Here is a 16701-nt window from a genome sequence, read left to right as displayed (position 1 = left end):
CACCGTAATGCCCGCTTTCCGGCCCGCGCGATACCGCCGTCGCCGTACGAGCGGTACCGCACATGACGTACGTCATACGCCCCAGGCTGACGCACGGCACTACCTGCGGCCCCGCCCGCCCGGCGAAGGTGGGCGCATGAAGGGAAACGCGCTGGAGCTGAAGGCCGTGACCAGGGCGTACGGCCAGGTCACCGCGCTCGGCGGCGTCGATCTGGACGTCGCGGAGGGCGAGACGGTGGCGGTGCTGGGCCCGAACGGGGCCGGCAAGAGCACGTTGCTGTCCGTCGCGCTGGGCCTGCGCGCCCCCGACGCGGGCACGGCCACGGTGCTCGGAGGGGCGCCGCTGGAGGCGCTGCGGACGGGCCGGGTCGGGGTGCTGCCGCAGGAGTCGGGGCTGCTGGAGGACGTGCGGGTGGGCGAGCTGGTGTCGGCGGTCGCCGGGATGTACCCGGGGCGGCCCGATCCCGGGCGGGCGCTGCGCGCGGCGGGGATCGAGGAGCTGGCCCGGCGTCCCGTCGGCCGGTTGTCAGGGGGGCAGCGGCAGCGGGTGCGGTTCGCGTTGTGCGTGGCGGGCGATCCGGAGCTGCTCGTGCTGGACGAGCCGACCGTGGGGCTGGACGTCACGGGCCGCCGCGCCCTGTGGCAGGAGATCAGGGCGAGGACCGCGCGGGGGCGTACCGCCGTCTTCGCCACCCACTACCTGACCGAGGCCGACGACTACGCCGACCGGATCGTGCTGCTGGCCGGCGGGCGGGTCGTCGCCGACGGGACGCCGGCCGAGGTGAAGGCGCTGGTCGGCGGCAACGAGGTGCGGTTCGCGCTCGGCGGCGCCGACCCGGCCGAGCTGGAGGGCCTGCCCGGCGTGCGGCACGTCAGCGTGACGGGCCGCGACGTGCGGCTGCGGACCGGCGACTCCGACGCGACGCTGCGGGCCCTGTTCGCCGCCTGCGCCGACGTCAGGGACGTGCGGGTGGAGAGCGTGGATCTGGAGAGCGCGTTCGTGACGCTGACGGGAGGGCGGGACTGATGGGGTCGTATCTCAGGCTGGAGCTGGTGCGCGGGCTGCGCAACCCGGTGTCGCTGCTCATGCTGACGCTCTTCCCGCTGGGCCTCTACCTGCTGTGGACCAAGGTGCTCACCGTGGTGCCGCAGGACCGGATGGACGACTTCGCGGCGTACTCGATGGTGTCGATGGCGACGTACGGCGCCATGGGCGGCGCGCTGTTCATCGGCGGCGCCATCGCGCTGGAGCGCGGCAAGGGCTGGCTCGACCAGCTCGCGGTGACCCCGCTGCCCGCGTCGGGCTACGTGACGGCCAAGCTGCTGAGCGGCGCGGCGACGGTGCTGCCGAGCATCCTCACCGTACTCGCCGCGGGGGCGTTGCTGTCGGGCGTGCGGCTGCCGGCCGGGACCTGGCCGCTGCTGGTGGTGCTGATCTGGGCGGGGGTGCTGCCGTTCGCGGCGCTGGGGGTCGCCTTCGGCTACACGCTGAAGGGGCAGGTCGCGACCTTGGCCCTGATGGTGGTCTATTTCGCCATGTCGGTGCTCGGCGGCCTGTGGCTGCCGGTCGAGGCCATGCCGGCCGGGATGCGGGCGGTGGCCGAGCTGAGCCCCGCCCACCAGGCCGGGTCGCTGGGCTGGCGGGCGCTCGACGGCCTCCCGCCGACCGGGACCTCGCTCGCCGTGCTGATCGGCTGGACGCTGCTCTTCTGCGCGCTGGCCGGATGGCGTTACCGTCGGGCACTGTGACCTCGGTGCGGGAGTTCGACTTCAGCAGGGGCCGGGCGGCGGCGAGGGCCGGGGCGTGCGCCTGGCTGCTGCTGATCGTCTGGCCGCTGTGGGTGTTCGCGGGAACGGGCCCTGACCCGCTACGGGTGGTGGCGGTGCTGGGCGGGGTCGCGGTGTTCGCGGCCTGCTGGGTGCGGATCATGTGGCGGATGCTCAGCCACCGGGCCACGACGCCGGACCCGCTCGCGCTGGCGGGGCTGGCCGGCGCGGGGCTGGCGCTGCTGCCGCTGTTCGGGGCGCCGTGGGCGTACGTGTCGTTCGTGTACGCGGTCAGCGCCTGCGCCGCGACCCTGCGCACCCCGGCCTTCGCCGCCTCCGTGGCCGCGATCGCCGGGGTGGAGGCGGCGGCGCTGCTGTCCTTCGGCGTGCCGTTCACGGGGGTCTGGTGGGTGCCGCTGGTCATCGTCGTGCAGGCCGTCACCGTGCACGGCATGCGGAACATGGGCCTGCTGGTGGCCCGGCTGGACGCGGCCAGGGCCGAGGTCGCCCGGCTGGCGGTCGAGAACGAGCGGCTGCGCTTCGCCCGCGATCTGCACGACACGCTGGGGCACACCCTGACCGCGATCACGATCAGGAGCCAGCTCGCCGCCCGGCTCGCCCCGGCCGACCCGGTCCGGGCCGCCGCTGAGATGGGCGAGGTGGAGGGGGCCGCGCGGCAGGCGCTCGACGAGATGCGGCAGGCGGTCACGGGCTACCGGGCGGCGTCGCTGGCGCAGGAGCTGGAGGGGGCGGCGCGCAACCTGGCGCTGGCCGGGATCGAGGTAACCGTCTCGCCCGCCGACCGGCCCGTCCCCGCCGCCGCCGAGACCCTGCTCGCCTGGTCCGTACGCGAGGCCGCCACGAACGTCCTGCGCCACAGCCGCGCCCGCCGCTGCCGCGTCAGCCTGCGCGCGGACGAGACGTGCGCCGAGGTGGAGATCGTGGACGACGGCCGCGCCCGCCGGAGCACCGGGGACAGCGCCCTGGGAACCGGGAACGGGCTGGCCGGGCTGGCCGAGCGGGTCGGGGCCGCGGGCGGGCGCGTGGAGGCCGGGCCGCTGCCCGGCAGCGGCTACCGGCTGCTGGTGCGCGTGCCGCTGGAGGCAGGGCCGGAGACGGGAACCGGCTCCGGGGCGGGTTCCGGGGTGGAGGCGGCGTGATCCGGGTGCTGCTCGCGGATGACCAGGAGCTGGTCAGGGGTGGCCTGGCCGCGCTGCTCTCGCTGGAGGACGACATCGAGGTGGTGGCCGAGGCCGGGCGCGGTGACGAGGTGCTCGCGGCGGCGCGGGAGCATGAGCCCGACGTCATCCTGCTCGACATCGAGATGCCGGGGATGTCCGGCCTGGCGGTGGCCGAGGAGTTGCGGGGTCATCGGGTGGTGATCGTCACGACGTTCGGCCGGCCCGGCTATCTCAGCAGGGCGCTCGACGCGGGCGTGGCCGGTTACGTGGTCAAGGACGCCCCCGCCGCCGAGCTGGCCGCCACCGTACGCCGGGTGATGGCCGGCGAGCGGGTCATCGACCCCAAGCTGGCCGTGACCGCGCTGACCACCGGCCCGAGCCCGCTCACCCAGCGGGAGGCGGAGGTGCTGCGGGTGGCGGCGGACGAGCCCACGGTGGCGGCCATCGCCCGGCGGCTGTTCCTCACCGAGGGCACCGTGCGCAACTACCTGTCGTCGGCGATCGGCAAGACCGGCGCGGCCAACCGCGCCGAGGCCGTCCGCGTCGCGGAGTCCCGCGGCTGGCTCTGACCCCCGCAGCGCCCCCCAGGCAGGCGTCAGTCGCCCTGCAACAGGGCGTTCTGGTGGATCTCCCACAGGGCCGTCTCCGGGATGCCCGCCTTGACCAGTTGCTCCCAGGTCGCCATCCGGTCGGCCGGGTCGTCGAGCAGGGTGCGCAGCAGGGGACGCAGGACGGCGCGGTCGCCGCCCTCCTCGTACCACATGGCGCCCAGGGCGCGGTACAGGGCGGGTGAGCGCACGCCGGCCGTCCGCATCAGCTCCTCGACGAGCGCGACCCGCTGGCGGAACGGCAGCGACTCGCCCGCCCCGAGCGCCCGCAGCAGCAGGTCGAGCAGCCGCCGGTGCTGCGGGTCGTGCCCCGTGGCGACCGCGGCGACGACGTCGCCCATGCCGATGGGCTCGGCGCCGCCGCCGAGCACGACGTCCTCACGGCCGTCCACGACGACGCGGCGGGCGGCGAGGGTGGTGACGAGGCCGGTCCAGCCCTCCTGGCCGAGCTGCCCCTTCCACAGGTGGGTGAGCGAGGACCAGCGTTCGAGCGCGTCGGGACCCGGCAGCAGGGCCGAGACCGAGACGGGCTGCTCGGACGCGGTGACGATGAGCAGGGTGAGGTTCGCCGAGTACGCCGCCAGGCGCCGCGTCAGCGGATGCCGGACGGGACGGAACCCGGTGAAGTGGCGGCGGGTCCGCTCGTGCAGGGCGCGGCGCAGCAGCCCGGTCAGCAGGTCGGCGCAGCGGGCCCGCACCACGGACGGCACCTCGGCCAGCAGCTCCAGGATGAACCCGACGGTCGGGCCGCGCTCGGCCAGGCAGGAGTGGGAGGTGACGGCGTACAGCAGGTCGTCGTCCACCGCCTGGACGATGGCGAGCGGCTCGTCCCCGGCCAGGCGGCGGCGCCGGTCGAGGTCGCGCAGCGCGTACATGGTGATCCAGGCGACGAGGAACTCGGCGAACGTGGAGTGCAGGAACGCGTGCCCACCCCGGCGGACGAAGAAGAACCGCTCGGTGGCCTTGCGCGCCCAGCCGCCCGGCGCGTCCTCGTCGCGCGGGTCGTCCTCGCCGCCGTGGCAGAGGGCGGGCAGGTCGCGTTCGAGCTGCTCGTCGGTGATGACCTGGCTGCCGCGGGCCAGCATGGACAGCGCGACCGCGCCGAGCAGCACCAGCTCCTGGTCGATGGCGACCCGGTGGGCGCCGCCCGTCTCGCGCTCGGTGTAGTCGCGCAGCAGCACCTCGTACAGGCGGGCGCGGCCGAGCGGGCCGTGGTCGCGCTGGAGCGCGTTGCCGCCGGCGTCGTAGAGGGCGAGCAGCAGCAGGAGCAGCGGCTGCCTGGCCATCTCGCCGTGGGCCAGCGCCGCCTCGGGAGGCAGCGGGGTCAGGTCGCGGCGGGCGAGCAGGGCGCGGTTGGCCTGGTCCCAGACGTCGAGCCACTGGCGTACCTGGTCGTCGTCGAACGGCCGCAGCTCCAGGGCGAGCAGCCCGTCGGGGAAGCGGACCCGGTCGGCCACCACCGTCCTGCTGGTGACGACGACCGCGACGGGCCGGCCCAGCTCGGCCTCTCTGACCTGGAACTCGCGTACGTGCTCCAGGTAGTCGTAGCGGGCGGCGGCGCCCTGCACCAGCTCGTCGAACCCGTCGAGCAGGATGACCGGCATGGCGCCGTCGGCGGCGGCGACGAGGTCGGCGTAGGCCACCTCCTCCCCCAGCACCCCGGCCATGGCCTGCTCGATCTGCTCGGTGACGCCCGCCCGCGCCCGCACGCCGCGCAGCTCCACCCTGATCGGCAGGAACTCCGAGCGGGCCAGCCGCGCGGCCAGCACCTCGGTCAGCTTGGTCTTGCCCGAGCCCGGCTCGCCGAGCACGAGCAGCGGCACCTGGGTGGCGCGCAGCGAGGTGAGGTGGCCGACCAGGAACGCCTCGGCGTCGGCCAGCATCCGCTGCCCCTCCCACCAGCCGCGCAGCGCGGGCGTGGACTCCTGGGTCAGCTCGGCGACCCGGCAGCGCGGGCTCAGGTAGCCCTCGCCGAGCAGCGGCAGGTAGACGTCCTCGGGCAGCTTGCCGACCACGAGCAGCGGCTGGTCGAGGGCGTTGGCGGCCATCCTGACGCGGTGGATCATGGGACGGTCGCCCGCGCGGGGCGGCGCCAGCTCGGCCAGCAGCCAGGCCACCCTGGACAGCGCGGTGGCGGGCGGCGGCGGCTCGGTGACCAGGCTGCGCACCCCGAACTCGTGGCTCTCGAGCGCCAGCGACCGGTAGTCCTCGTCGTAGATGCGCAGCGCGTGCGCGGGCGGGCCGTCGGCGAGCAGGCGGGGTAGCTGGAGCTGGTCGTCCACGGGCAGCTCGTCCCACAGGGACAGGCCGCTCACGTACGCGGCCAGGCATTCCGACATGCGCAGGTAGGCACGTTCCACGGCGGCGCGGGTGTCGGCGTACGGGATGTGCGGCTCGGGGGTGGGCAGTCGGACCAGCAGCAGCTCGGCGACCAGCCGGGCGAAGCGCTCCGCGGTGGGGACGCCGCGGGAGATCTGCTCGGGCCGGTCGAGCCGGTCGAGCGTGAACGGCAGCTTGGCCTCGCCGAGCGCCTCGAAGTAGGCGGAGACCACGACGGCGGCGTGCGCGGCGGCCAGGCGGCGGGTGCGGGTGTGCCGGTCGACGCCCGCCCTCAGCTCGGGCAGGCGGCGTACGACGTCCTCGCCGTAGGCGACGATGGCGTCGCGCAGGCCGCGTAACCCGGCCGCGAGCTGGGGCCCGCCGGACAGGGCCCAGCCGGTGCGCTCGGCCGCCGACGCCAGCCCGATGACCTTGACGAGCCTGCCGTCCTTGCATCCGAGAATCCTCAGGGCGTCGGCGTAGCTCGGGGTTTCGATCATGGCCTTCTCCCGGGGGACTGGGGATGTCCCATCATGCGTTGTCCGTCCCGATCGTGCAGGCTGTTCGCCGGGATGGTCGGGAACCTGCGCGTCATGAACCCTTCAACGCCGTCTCGATCTCCGGCAGCGCCGCGGGATCCTCGATGGTGGACGGGGCGGTGTACGGGCGGCCGTCGGCGATGTCGCGCATGGTGGCGCGCAGGATCTTGCCCGATCGGGTCTTCGGCAGCCGGGACACCACGACGGCGCGGCGGAAGGCGGCGACCGGGCCGATGCGCTCGCGTACGAGGGCGGTCAGCTCCCGCTCGACCTCCCCGGGGTCGCGGTCCGCACCCGCCTTGAGCACCACGAACCCCATGGGGAGCTGGCCCTTCAGCTCGTCGGCGACGCCGATCACGGCGCACTCGGCGACGTCGGGGTGTGCGGCGATGACCTCCTCCATCGAGCCGGTGGACAGCCGGTGGCCTGCCACGTTGATGACGTCGTCGATGCGGCCCATGACATAGAGGTGGCCGCCGGCGTCGAAGTGGCCGCCGTCGCCGGTGAGGTAGTGGCCGGGGTAGCGGTCGAGGTAGGAACGAGCGAAGCGATCGGGGTCGCGGTAGAGGGTGGGCAGGGCGCCGGGCGGGAGCGGCAGCCTGACGGTGACCGCGCCTTCGACGCCGGGCGGGCAGTCGCGGCCGTCGGCGTCGAGGACGTGGACGTCCCAGCCCGGCACGGGCTTGGTGGGCGAGCCCGGCTTGATCGGCAGCGGCTCGATGCCGACGCAGTTGGCGGCGATGGGCCAGCCGGTCTCGGTCTGCCACCAGTGGTCGATGACGGGGATGCCGAGCAGGTCGGAGGCCCAGTGGTAGGTGTCGGGGTCGAGGCGCTCGCCGGCCAGGAAGAGGTGCCGCAGCCCTGACAGGTCGTACTTCTTCGCGAAGGCGCCGGAGGGGTCCTCCTTCTTGATGGCGCGGATCGCGGTCGGGGCGGTGAACAGCGTGCGCACGCCGTGCTCGGCCACCACCCGCCAGAACGCGCCGGGGTCGGGGGTGCCGACGGGCTTGCCCTCGTACAGGACCGTCGTGCAGCCCGCCAGCAGCGGCGCGTAGACGATGTAGGAGTGGCCGACCACCCAGCCGACGTCGGAGGCGGCCCAGTAGACCTCGCCCGGCGCGGCGCCGTACACGTTCGCCATGCTCCAGTGCAGCGCGACCGCGTGACCGCCGTTGTCGCGCACGACGCCTTTCGGCGCGCCCGTCGTGCCCGAGGTGTAGAGGATGTAGAGCGGGTCGGTCGCGGCCACGCTCACGCAGCCGGCCGGCTCGGCCGCCGCCACCGCCTCCGCCCAGTCGAGGTCGCGGCCCTCGGCCAGGCCGGCGCGGCACTGCGGCCGCTGCAGGATCACGCACCGCTCAGGCCGGTGCGCCGCCTGCTCCAGCGCGTCGTCGAGCAGCGGCTTGTACGCCACCACCCGGCTCGGCTCGATGCCGCACGACGCCGACAGCACCACCTTGGGCTGGGCGTGGTCGATGCGCACCGCCAGCTCCCTGGCCGCGAACCCGCCGAACACCACCGAGTGCACCGCGCCCAGCCGCGCGCAGGCCAGCATCGCCACCACGGCCTGCGGCACCATGGGCATGTAGATGACCACGGTGTCGCCGGCGGTGACGCCGAGGGCGCGGAGCATGCCCGCGGTCCTCGCCGTCTCCTCCAGCAGCTCCGCGTAGGTGTAGGTGCGGGTGACGCCGGTGACGGGACTGTCGTGGATGAGCGCGGGCTGATCGCCCCGGCCTGCCGCGACGTGCCGGTCGAGGGCGTTGTGGCAGGTGTTGAGCCGCCCGTCGGGATACCAGCGGCCGTCGGCGTACACGGTCCGCGGAGCCGTGTCCCAGTCGATGCCGCTTGCCGCCTCGCCCCAGAACGCCTCGGGCTGCTCGATGCTGCGCCGGTAGACCGCCTCGTAACCGCTCACTCGTCGATCAGAACAGCCGTGGGGCGATGGCGCAAGACGTGCCACGCGGGAGATCGGCGGGCCGTCGTGTGCGGTCGGCGGACGGGCGGCGGACGGGCGGCGGACGGGCGGTGGACGGGCGGTGGACGTCGCCGAGTCGCCGGTCCCGTCAGGTTCCCGTGGCGGGTGACAGGACCAGGCGGACGGCGAAGTTGCGGTAGCCGGCCCGCTCGAACGCGCGCGCCATCGGCACGTTGCCCACGTCGGTGTCGGCCACGATCCGCTGGACGCCGCGCTCGGCGTGGAAGCGGGTGATCTCGCCGAGCAGGTCGTCCACGTAGCCCCGGCCGCGCCGCTCCGGCACCACGCCGATGTAGCCGACCACGGGTCCCGCGTCGTTGGCCGACGGCAGCGCCACCCCGACGAGGTCGCCACCGTGGTCGCCGCCGTGGTCGCCGCCGTGGTCGCCGCCGTGGTCGCCGCCGTGGTCGCCGCCGTGGTCGTACGCCAGCCGCCACCAGCTCCGGTCGCCGCGCATGGACCGGTTGTCGCGCACGTCCTCGCGGGCCTGCGTCTCCGGGTCGGTGACGGCCAGTGCCTGGCGGGTGTGGAAGTCGAGCGTGCCCACCGCCACCCGCCGGAACGCCGCCACGAACGCCTCGTCGTCGTCATCGGCGCGGAACACCAGCCGCTTCGACGGCTCGGGCACCGGGGCGTCGCCGGCGGTCCAGGCGTAGCGCAGGCGTTCGAGCTCCTCGCTCAGCCCGGCCCGTCCCGCCGCCTCCCAGCGCCAGCCGATCGCCGCCCGCGCCTTAGGGTCGTCGCGCCAGCCGTTGAGCAGGAACACGTGGTACGCGGGCGCCTGCCCGTACGCGTCGTGGGCCCGGCGCAGCAGCTCGGCCGCCAGCCCGCGGCGGTCGGCCACGGCCGGATGGACGTACAGGCAGTCGAGCGCGAGCGGCCGGTCGCCGTCGGCGAAGCTCCACCAGACGGCGCGGGCCAGGATGTCGCCGGTGTGCTCGTCCTCGGCGAGCCAGATCCGGTCGTAGCGGTAGTTGCCGCTCTCCAGGAACGACAGCAGCCGCTCCGGATGGGACCAGCTGATCGACTCGTCGACGACGCAGCCGAGCAGGCGGTCTAGATCGTCCTCAGTGGCAGGACGGAAACGCATGAATCCTCCGACAAGCAGAAGCGGGCGCGGAGCGCGCCCATGGACGTGCTGGACACCTCTGCGCCTCCTTTCTTCCGACTTTTCGGCATCGGAGGGCACTCTAGCTGAAATATCGCGACAGGATGTTCGGGTGAGCTCCTACGACGACGACACACTGCCCCTGCAGCCCCCCATCAGGCTGCCCGCCGCGGCCACGCTCGCATCCTCCGTACGATCCGCGCCGCTCTTCGAGGAAGCGGCCGGTGAGCTGAAGCCGGACGCCGAGGACGCCGAGGTGCTCGGCATCTGGGCCGCGCACTGCCGCGAACGGCTGGCCGCCGACGAGGGGCTGCTGCTGGAGCTGATCAGGATGTTCCTGTCCAGGGAGCCGGTCACGGGCGAGCCGCCCGCCGCGCTGACGGGGCTCGGGCTGGTACGGCAGGAGGAGCCGTACACGCTGAGCTGGCTCGGCCTGTGGGTGGCGCGGCAGATCATCGCCGAGACCACCGGGCAGGAGATCCCCGTCATGGGCTCGCTCGCCGAGACGGACGCGGCGACGCTGCTGCACGGGCTGCGGGCGTACCCGGAGGCCGAGCGCGGCGAGGAGCTGGCCGGGTGGCTCAAGGACCGCGACCCCGCCGAGGCGGCGGACGAGCTGGCCGGCGCGCTCGCCTCGGTGAGCCCGCTGGCCCGCGCGGTCGGCGTGGAGGTGCTGTCCACGGCGCTCGGCGACACCGGGCGGCTGGCGCTGACCCGGCTGCTCGACCAGCCCAGGCTGGGCGCGGTGATCGCGGCGAGGACCGGGCGCGACAACCGGCGGCCCGCGCCCGAGGAGATCGCCTGGGTGCTGGTGGACATGGCGGCGGCGCTGCTGGAGTTCGGCGGGGAGATCGGGGAGGTGATCGAGTCGATGGCGATGGGCATGAACGCCGACGAGCAGGCGGGCACGATCGCCATCCTCGCCTTCGGCGACCACCCGTGGACGGGTCAGGTGCTGCGCGTCCTCATCGACCACCACCCGGACGACAAGGTGCGGGCCTCCGCCCGCAAGGCCCTGCGCCGCCTCCGCGGCCTGGCCGACGCCCAGCTCTGACCGCGCACGCGACGGGCGAGCCCGCGGGACGGGCGGGGCTGTGGGGTGTCGATCACCGGTAGAGTCGGCTCGGTGACCAAGCATGCGATCTCCCCACAGACCGGCATCCTGGGTGACACGTTCGCCTGCGACTGCGGCGCGCTGATGGTCGGCCGGATGACGGCCGAGGTGCACGCCGCCGAGAGCGGGCTGTGCTCGGCCTGTCTCGGCACGACGCAGGAGGAGGTGGCGCCCGGCCTGGTGCGCCCCTGCACCTCGTGCGCCGGCTCCGGCCGCCGCAAGGAGCAGGTGACCTGGCAGCTCGCCCACGCCGAAGCCGAGCACCTGATCACGATGACCATCGTGCGCGGCGTCGTCGCCGGGTTCGACGGCCCGTTCCACCTGTCGGAGGTGGCCGACACGGTCAGGAACGGCCTCGGCCTCCCCACGGGCCGGCTGCCCGTCGGCCCCCGCGTCCGCGACCTGCTGCTCCAGCTGCAGGCGGCGGGCGAGATCGCGATGGTGTCGGCCCCCGACGAGATGGTCGGCACGGACATGGTCCTCTACCGCGATCCCCAGTGGCAGCGCGTCCGCGCCATCGGCCTATGACCTGACCCGGCTCGTCCCAGGCGGCGGCGCGTCCGCGCCGTGGACCTGTGGCCTGCCGCCCCGCCCACTGCCCCCTCTCAGCACGGCGGCCCCGAGCGGGGAGCCCGGGGCCGTGGACGGCGGGGGTCAGTAGACGCAGGTGCTGCTCGACAGGATCTCGATGCCGGCGATCTTGCGGGGCTGCGCGTACGTCAGCGAGTCGCCCGGCTTCAGGCACCTGACGGTGATCCCCTCGGCCGGGCGCACCCGTGCCGCGTAGGTGCTGAGGTTCTGGGCCCCCGTGACGGTCGCGCTGAGCGCCTTGAAGCCCGGCTCGCCGGGGACGCAGAGGCGGCCGGAGGGCGAGACCGTGGTCACGCACACCGAACCGGCGGCGGCCTGTCCCGACGCGGACCGCGCTGCCTGTGCCGGCGCTGCCTGTGCCGGCGCGGCCGACAGGGCGGTCAGCGACAGTGCGGCGACGATCGCTCCGGTGACGCCTCTGGCGAATGCGGACATCCTTGCCCCTTTCCCTGGACTTGCGCTGGATCCGCCGGAATGGCGGGCTGGTGCAGGGGCGGGGAGAGGGAGGTCTCCCCGCCCGCTCAACCCTCCAATGGATCAGGCGTCTTGGCCAGGGCTGCGGCCGGGCATTGTGCGGTCATTGCCGGCCCGATGCCACACCTTCCACCCGACGGCCACCTTCCACCCGACGGTCACCAGAGCTCAGCCGGGCAGGCGGCAGATGACCTCGCCGTGCAGGATGGAGAACCAGCCGTCCTCGGCCGCCGCCCACTCCCGCCACCCCGCCGAGATGCGCCGCAGGTCGGACTCGGTGGCGGCCCCGGTGGCGAGTGCCTGCTGGGCCATGGCGGAGGACAGGATGCGCTCGGCCCACATGCCGCCCCACCACTCCCGGTCGGCGGGGGTGGCGAAGCACCAGGTGGATGAGGTGGCGGTGACGTCGTCGAAGCCGGCGGCGCGGGCCCAGGACAGCATCCGCCGTCCGGCGTCCGGCTCGCCGCCGTTGCCGCGGGCGACCTTCCGGTAGAGGGCCAGCCATTCGTCCAGCGCGGGCACCAGCGGCCACCAGGTGAAGGCGGCGTAGTCGCTGTCGCGGGCCGCGACGAACCCGCGCGGCTTGGTGACCCGGCCCATCTCGCGCAGCGCTCGTACGGGGTCGCCGACGTGCTGGAGCACCTGGTGGGCGTGCACGACGCAGAACGTGTCGTCGGGGAAGGGCAGGTCGTGCACGTCGGCCACCGCGAAGTCGACGTTGGTCAGCCCCCGGGCGGTGATCTCGGCTCTGGCCAGGGCGAGGGCGTCGTCGCCGACCTCGGACGCCGTCACGTGTCCCACGCGGCCCGCCAGGTCGGCGGTGATGGTGCCGGGCCCGCTGCCCACGTCGAGGAGCTTCATGTGCGGGAGCAGGTGGGGCAGCAGGTAGGCGGCCGAGTTCTCGGCGGTGCGCCAGCGGTGCGAGCGCAGCACGGACTCGTGGTGGCCATGCGTGTAGACGGCGTTCATCGGCGAACTCCCTCGTATCGGCGTACGGCCACCCTAACTCTCATCTCATCATTCAAGAGAATATGTCTCAAAATTCAAGACATAGCGGGATGTCCGTAGACTTTGCGCGACGACGTACGACATCTCATGGAAAGGCGGAGTCCGTGGCAGAGGTCCGGCCGATCACCCTCGTGGGCGACCCCGTGCTGCACAGCCCCTGCGAGCCGGTAACCCGGTTCGACGGCGAGCTGGCGACGCTGGTGGAGGAGATGTTCGCCAGCATGTACGCGGCCGAGGGCGTGGGACTCGCCGCCAACCAGATCGGCGTGCCGCTGCGCGTGTTCATCTACGACTGCCCCGACGCGGAGGGCGTCTCGCACAAGGGCGTGGTCGTCAACCCCGAGCTGGAGCTGCCCAGCCTGGGTGAGCGGCGGCTCGACGCGGGCGACGAGGGCTGCCTGTCGGTGCCGGGACAGTACGCCCCGCTCCCCCGCCCCGACCGGGCCACCGTGCGCGGCTTCGACGTGACCGGCGCGCCCGTCACGGTCGAGGGCACCGGCCTGCTGGCGCGCTGCCTGCAGCACGAGACCGACCACCTCGACGGCTACCTCTACATCGACCGGCTGCCGGCCAAGCGGCGCAAGCAGGTGCTGGCGGCCTACGAGGCGCACCGGGCAGCCCAGGCGTCCGCGGCATCCGCTAAAGCGGACAAAGCATCGCTATAGTGGAAGAATGAGCGAAGGGGTCCTGTCCAGCGGCCTGTCCATGGCCGAGCTGGGCCTGCGCATCCGCGGTGAGCGGCGGGCGCGCGGGCTGTCCATCGAGCGGCTGGCCGAGCTGAGTGGCATCAGCAGGAGCATGGTGTCGGACGTCGAGCGGGGCGCCAAGACGCCGACCGTGCTGGTGCTCGACCGGCTGGCCACGGCGCTCGGCACGTCCATCTCGCGGCTGCTCGACGAGCCCGCGCACGGCGGCGTGCGGGTGCTGCGGCACGCCGAGCAGCGGGTGCTGCGCGACCCGTCCGGCTGGGAGCGGCGGGTCCTGTCGCCGGTGCTGGGCGAGGTGGAGTTCGAGTTCATGCGGACGACCATGGGTCCCGGCGTGGACGCGGGCGAGTTCGCGCCGCACGCGCCGGGCTCGCGCGAGTACCTCGCCGTCGAGCAGGGCGTCCTGCTGCTGACGATCGACGGGCAGCCGTACGAGCTGGCGGCCGGCGACTCCGCGTACTACCCGGGCGACCGCCGCCACGCCTTCGCCGGCGACGCGGGGACGGGCTGCGCCTTCTACCTCGCCATGGAGCTGGCGCCTGGGCACCACGGGAGGGAGGGGCACGATGGATGAGCTGCGGACGGTCGCCGATCTGGTCGCCGACCACCTCGACGGCATCGCAGGGAGGCCCGTGTGGCGGCCGATGCCCGGCGAGGAGCGGGCCTGGCTCACCGGGCAGGAGCTGCCCGAGACCGGCCGGCCGCTGGACGAGCTGCTGGCGGACACGCGGGAGCACATCCTGCCGTACCCGATGGGCAACGGCCACCCGCGCTTCTTCGGCTGGGTCAACCCGCCGCCGAACCGCGCGGGCGTGCTGGTCGAGCCGCTGGCCGCGGCGTTCAACCCGAGCTGCGCGGGCGGCGACCACGCGGGCCCGCACCTGGAGCGCACGGTCGTGCGCTGGCTCGCGGAGCTGACCGGCTTCCCGCATCCGCCCGGCGGCGGGCTGCTGACCAGCGGCGCGTCCATGGCGACGGTGATCTGCCTGGCCGCCGCCCGGCAGCGGGCGGCGGCGGCCGACGGCTGGGACGTCCGCCGCGACGGGCTGTCCGGGCGGGCGCCGATGGTCCTGTACGTCACCGGGGAAGGCCACAGCTGCCTGCACAAGGCGGCCGAGCTGCTCGGCCTGGGCGCGCGGCACGTCAGGACGGTGCCGGTGGACGAGGCGTACCGGATGGACGTGGCCGCGCTGCGCCGCATGATCGCCGAGGACCTCGACGCCGGGCTGCGGCCGTTCTGCGTGGCGGGCAGCGCGGGCACGGTGAACTCCGGCGCGGTCGACCCGCTCGACCAGATCGCCGACGTGGCCGCCTCGTACGGGATCTGGTTCCACGTGGACGGCGCCTACGGGGCGCTCGGCGTGCTGGCCGGCGAGGCGGCGCCGCACTACCGGGGTCTCGACCGGGCCGACTCGCTGGCCCTCGACCCGCACAAGTGGCTGGGCGTGCCGGTGGGCTGCGGGTGCGCGCTGCTGCGCGATCCTGGTGCGGCGCGGGCGGCGTTCAGCCTGGTGCCGTCGTACCTGGTGGACGACAACGCGGGCGACCTGGGATGGTTCGCCGAGTACGGGCCGGAGCAGACCCGCCCGTTCCGTGCGCTGAAGACCTGGGCGACCCTGTCGCACCTGGGCCGCCGGGGCGTCAAGGACCTGGTCGAGCACACGTCGGGGCTGGCCCGCACGCTGGCCGCGATGGTCGAGGCGGCCCCCGACTTCGAGCTGCTGGCCCCGGTCACCACCTCGATCACCGCCTTCCGGCACATCCCCTGCGCCGGGCGGCCCACCGAGCGGCCCACCGAGGGACCCACCGAGGGGCTCGACGCGCTCAACCGGGCGATCCCCTATGCGGTGCAGGCGCGCGGCAACGCGTTCATCACCGGCACCCGGCTGGGCGGGCGGGACGCGCTGCGTGCCTGCTTCCTGCACCCGGACACCACAGAGGCGGACCTCGCGGTGCTGCTGGAGGAGATCAGGCTGGCCGCCAAGGACCTGTAGCCTGGCGGGCGTGGTCACAGTCGAGGACGTCCGCCGGTTCGCGCTGACGCTGCCGCGCACGACCGAGCACCTCATCCGCGACCGGGTGAAGTTCCGGGTGGGCAGGATCGTCTACGTCGCGTTCTCCCGCGACGAGACGATCATGGGGTTCGGCTTCCCGAAGGAGGAACGCGCGGCGCTGGTGGCCGCCGACCCCGGCACGTTCCTCCTGCCCCGCGAGTCGGACCTGCGCTACCACTGGGTGGAGGCGCGCATGGCGGCCCTGGAGCCCGACGAGATGCGCGAGCTGGTGCTGGAGGCGTGGCGGATGTGCGTGCCGAAGAAGGTCCGCCTGGAGCAGGAGCGCGCCGCCACCCCATAGCCGCCACCCCGTAGCCGCCACCCCGTAGCGGCGCGGGTCAGCGCGAGACCGTGCGATAGAGGTCGCGGGCGAGCGTGGTGACGCGCTTGACCGAGGCGTTCCACGTGCCGCCCGCCGGGTGCGCGGTGAGCAGTGCCATGACGTAGCGCTCGCCGGGGCCCACGAGCCCGGTCGTGTGCAGCACGGGGCGGCCGTAGTCGGGCACGCCCGAGCCGGTGGCGCGCTGCGCGATCCACGACAGGGGCGCCCCGATCGCGCCGCCCGCCGCGGCGGTGCCGGCGGCGTGGGTGGCGGCGTGGGTGGCGTTGCCCGAGCACCGCACGGGCGGCTTGGTGCCGAAGCCCGACCAGCCCTGCTTGACGGCGTGCGGCTTCGGCACGCCGTCGGGGATGCCGAAGGTCTGGTCGAAGCCGTCGGTGCCGCACGGCGTGGCCTTGCGCAGGTGGCCGAGGATGGTGTCCCTGACCCTGGGCTCGGCCCGGTCGAGCAGGTAGCGGTAGGTGCGCACGATGTCGTACGCGCTGAGCGAGACGTACCCCCAGAAGCCGGGCTTGGACGCGGGCGGCGGGGTGGTGTCGGCGAGGCCCAGCCTGCGCGCCTGCCGCACGATGATCTGCCCCTTGCCGAGCCGGTCCCAGAAGGCGGAGGCGGCGTCGTCGTCGCTGGACCGCAGCATGATCTTCAGCAGCTTGGCGTCGGCCGGCGGCACGGTCCTGCGGCCCTCCAGGTAGTCGATCGCGATGAGGATCTTGACGACGGAGGCGGAGCGGAACTTGCGGTGCGCGTTGCGCACCGCGACGAACTTGCCGGCCTGGCGGTCGAAGACCACCCACGCGGCGGTCGTGCCCACGGGCACGCGGGGTGCCGCGGCGGCCTGGGCGGGCGTCGCGAGCGCCAGCGTGAGGCTGCCGGCGAGGAGCAGGGGTGCCAGGGGCTTGGTTCGCATTCGCCT

Annotated in this window: 16 protein-coding genes; 10 read left to right on the top strand and 6 right to left on the bottom strand. The window is 74.1% G+C overall.

The features are described 5' to 3' along the window. Nucleotides 1-136: 136 nt before the first annotated feature. Genes AB0K28_RS46705 through AB0K28_RS46690 form a run of 4 tightly spaced genes read left to right on the top strand, consistent with a single transcriptional unit; the run spans nt 137 to nt 3517 of the window. Complete coding sequence (locus tag AB0K28_RS46705; RefSeq protein ID WP_364383750.1) at nt 137-1027, top strand: ABC transporter ATP-binding protein; 891 nt, start codon at nt 137-139, stop codon at nt 1025-1027. Beyond that, entirely contained in the window at nt 1027-1749 is a 723-nt protein-coding gene (locus AB0K28_RS46700; RefSeq protein ID WP_364383747.1) for an ABC transporter permease, read from the top strand. The genes AB0K28_RS46705 and AB0K28_RS46700 overlap by 1 nt, the downstream gene beginning before the upstream one ends. Next, nucleotides 1746-2927, top strand: coding sequence for a sensor histidine kinase (locus AB0K28_RS46695; RefSeq protein WP_364383744.1), 1182 nt, complete (start codon nt 1746-1748; stop codon nt 2925-2927). Before AB0K28_RS46700 ends, AB0K28_RS46695 begins: the two co-directional genes overlap by 4 nt. Then, on the top strand, nt 2924-3517 hold the full coding sequence (locus tag AB0K28_RS46690) for a response regulator transcription factor (protein WP_364383741.1): 594 nt from the start codon (nt 2924-2926) through the stop codon (nt 3515-3517). The genes AB0K28_RS46695 and AB0K28_RS46690 overlap by 4 nt, the downstream gene beginning before the upstream one ends. Before the next feature lie 26 nt (nt 3518-3543). Here AB0K28_RS46690 and AB0K28_RS46685 read toward each other — a convergent pair whose 3' ends face one another. From AB0K28_RS46685 to AB0K28_RS46675, 3 genes are all read right to left on the bottom strand, one after another. Continuing rightward, a complete protein-coding gene (locus AB0K28_RS46685; protein ID WP_364383738.1) occupies nt 3544-6375 on the bottom strand; it encodes a hypothetical protein in 2832 nt (943 codons plus the stop codon). A gap of 91 nt (nt 6376-6466) precedes the next feature. Beyond that, nucleotides 6467-8332 (bottom strand): propionyl-CoA synthetase, encoded by a 1866-nt coding sequence (locus AB0K28_RS46680; RefSeq protein ID WP_364383734.1) that lies wholly within the window; start codon nt 8330-8332, stop codon nt 6467-6469. A gap of 148 nt (nt 8333-8480) precedes the next feature. Then, nucleotides 8481-9482, bottom strand: a complete 1002-nt coding sequence (locus AB0K28_RS46675; RefSeq protein WP_364383731.1) for a GNAT family N-acetyltransferase — start codon at nt 9480-9482, stop codon at nt 8481-8483. Nucleotides 9483-9612: 130 nt separating this feature from the next. Between AB0K28_RS46675 and AB0K28_RS46670 the strand changes: the two genes are divergently transcribed. After that, entirely contained in the window at nt 9613-10554 is a 942-nt protein-coding gene (locus AB0K28_RS46670; RefSeq protein WP_364383728.1) for a hypothetical protein, read from the top strand. Between the two features lie 72 nt (nt 10555-10626). After that, nucleotides 10627-11142 carry a hypothetical protein gene (locus tag AB0K28_RS46665; RefSeq protein WP_345403351.1) on the top strand — a complete coding sequence of 172 codons (516 nt, stop codon included), beginning with the start codon at nt 10627-10629 and terminating at the stop codon, nt 11140-11142. A 126-nt stretch (nt 11143-11268) separates the two neighbouring features. Here the strand turns inward: AB0K28_RS46665 and AB0K28_RS46660 are convergent, their stop codons facing one another. Next, nucleotides 11269-11640, bottom strand: a complete 372-nt coding sequence (locus tag AB0K28_RS46660; protein WP_364383725.1) for a hypothetical protein — start codon at nt 11638-11640, stop codon at nt 11269-11271. A gap of 207 nt (nt 11641-11847) precedes the next feature. Next, nucleotides 11848-12648 carry a methyltransferase domain-containing protein gene (locus tag AB0K28_RS46655; protein WP_364383722.1) on the bottom strand — a complete coding sequence of 267 codons (801 nt, stop codon included), beginning with the start codon at nt 12646-12648 and terminating at the stop codon, nt 11848-11850. Nucleotides 12649-12791: 143 nt separating this feature from the next. Between AB0K28_RS46655 and def the strand changes: the two genes are divergently transcribed. The 4 genes from def to AB0K28_RS46635 are packed head-to-tail and all read left to right on the top strand — an operon-like array spanning nt 12792 to nt 15749. Beyond that, entirely contained in the window at nt 12792-13352 is a 561-nt protein-coding gene (def, locus tag AB0K28_RS46650) for a peptide deformylase (protein WP_364383719.1), read from the top strand. A gap of 7 nt (nt 13353-13359) precedes the next feature. Next, complete coding sequence (locus AB0K28_RS46645; protein WP_364383716.1) at nt 13360-13968, top strand: helix-turn-helix domain-containing protein; 609 nt, start codon at nt 13360-13362, stop codon at nt 13966-13968. Then, on the top strand, nt 13961-15388 hold the full coding sequence (locus AB0K28_RS46640) for a pyridoxal-dependent decarboxylase (protein WP_364383713.1): 1428 nt from the start codon (nt 13961-13963) through the stop codon (nt 15386-15388). The genes AB0K28_RS46645 and AB0K28_RS46640 overlap by 8 nt, the downstream gene beginning before the upstream one ends. Nucleotides 15389-15398: 10 nt before the next feature. Further along, nucleotides 15399-15749, top strand: a complete 351-nt coding sequence (locus AB0K28_RS46635; protein WP_345403336.1) for an MmcQ/YjbR family DNA-binding protein — start codon at nt 15399-15401, stop codon at nt 15747-15749. 37 nt (nt 15750-15786) lie between these two features. On the opposite strand, the gene AB0K28_RS46630 is transcribed toward AB0K28_RS46635, so the two are convergent. Beyond that, nucleotides 15787-16695, bottom strand: coding sequence for a hypothetical protein (locus AB0K28_RS46630; RefSeq protein WP_364383710.1), 909 nt, complete (start codon nt 16693-16695; stop codon nt 15787-15789). Nucleotides 16696-16701: the final 6 nt, after the last annotated feature.

The sequence above is a fragment of the Nonomuraea sp. NPDC049504 genome, assembly GCF_040676845.1.
Lineage (GTDB): Bacteria > Actinomycetota > Actinomycetes > Streptosporangiales > Streptosporangiaceae > Nonomuraea > Nonomuraea salmonea.
This window is presented reverse-complemented; position numbering and strand designations above follow the sequence as displayed.

Excerpts from the sequence above, each read along its gene's own strand:
- AB0K28_RS46705 (WP_364383750.1), top strand. The coding sequence starts at position 137 with ATGAAGGGAAACGCGCTGGAGCTGAAGGCCGTGACCAGGGCGTACGGC.
- AB0K28_RS46700 (WP_364383747.1), top strand. The coding sequence starts at position 1,027 with ATGGGGTCGTATCTCAGGCTGGAGCTGGTGCGCGGGCTGCGCAACCCG.
- AB0K28_RS46685 (WP_364383738.1), bottom strand. The coding sequence starts at position 6,375 with ATGATCGAAACCCCGAGCTACGCCGACGCCCTGAGGATTCTCGGATGC.
- AB0K28_RS46675 (WP_364383731.1), bottom strand. The coding sequence starts at position 9,482 with ATGCGTTTCCGTCCTGCCACTGAGGACGATCTAGACCGCCTGCTCGGC.
- AB0K28_RS46660 (WP_364383725.1), bottom strand. The coding sequence starts at position 11,640 with ATGTCCGCATTCGCCAGAGGCGTCACCGGAGCGATCGTCGCCGCACTG.
- AB0K28_RS46655 (WP_364383722.1), bottom strand. The coding sequence starts at position 12,648 with ATGAACGCCGTCTACACGCATGGCCACCACGAGTCCGTGCTGCGCTCG.
- AB0K28_RS46645 (WP_364383716.1), top strand. The coding sequence starts at position 13,360 with ATGAGCGAAGGGGTCCTGTCCAGCGGCCTGTCCATGGCCGAGCTGGGC.
- AB0K28_RS46640 (WP_364383713.1), top strand. The coding sequence starts at position 13,961 with ATGGATGAGCTGCGGACGGTCGCCGATCTGGTCGCCGACCACCTCGAC.
- AB0K28_RS46630 (WP_364383710.1), bottom strand. The coding sequence starts at position 16,695 with ATGCGAACCAAGCCCCTGGCACCCCTGCTCCTCGCCGGCAGCCTCACG.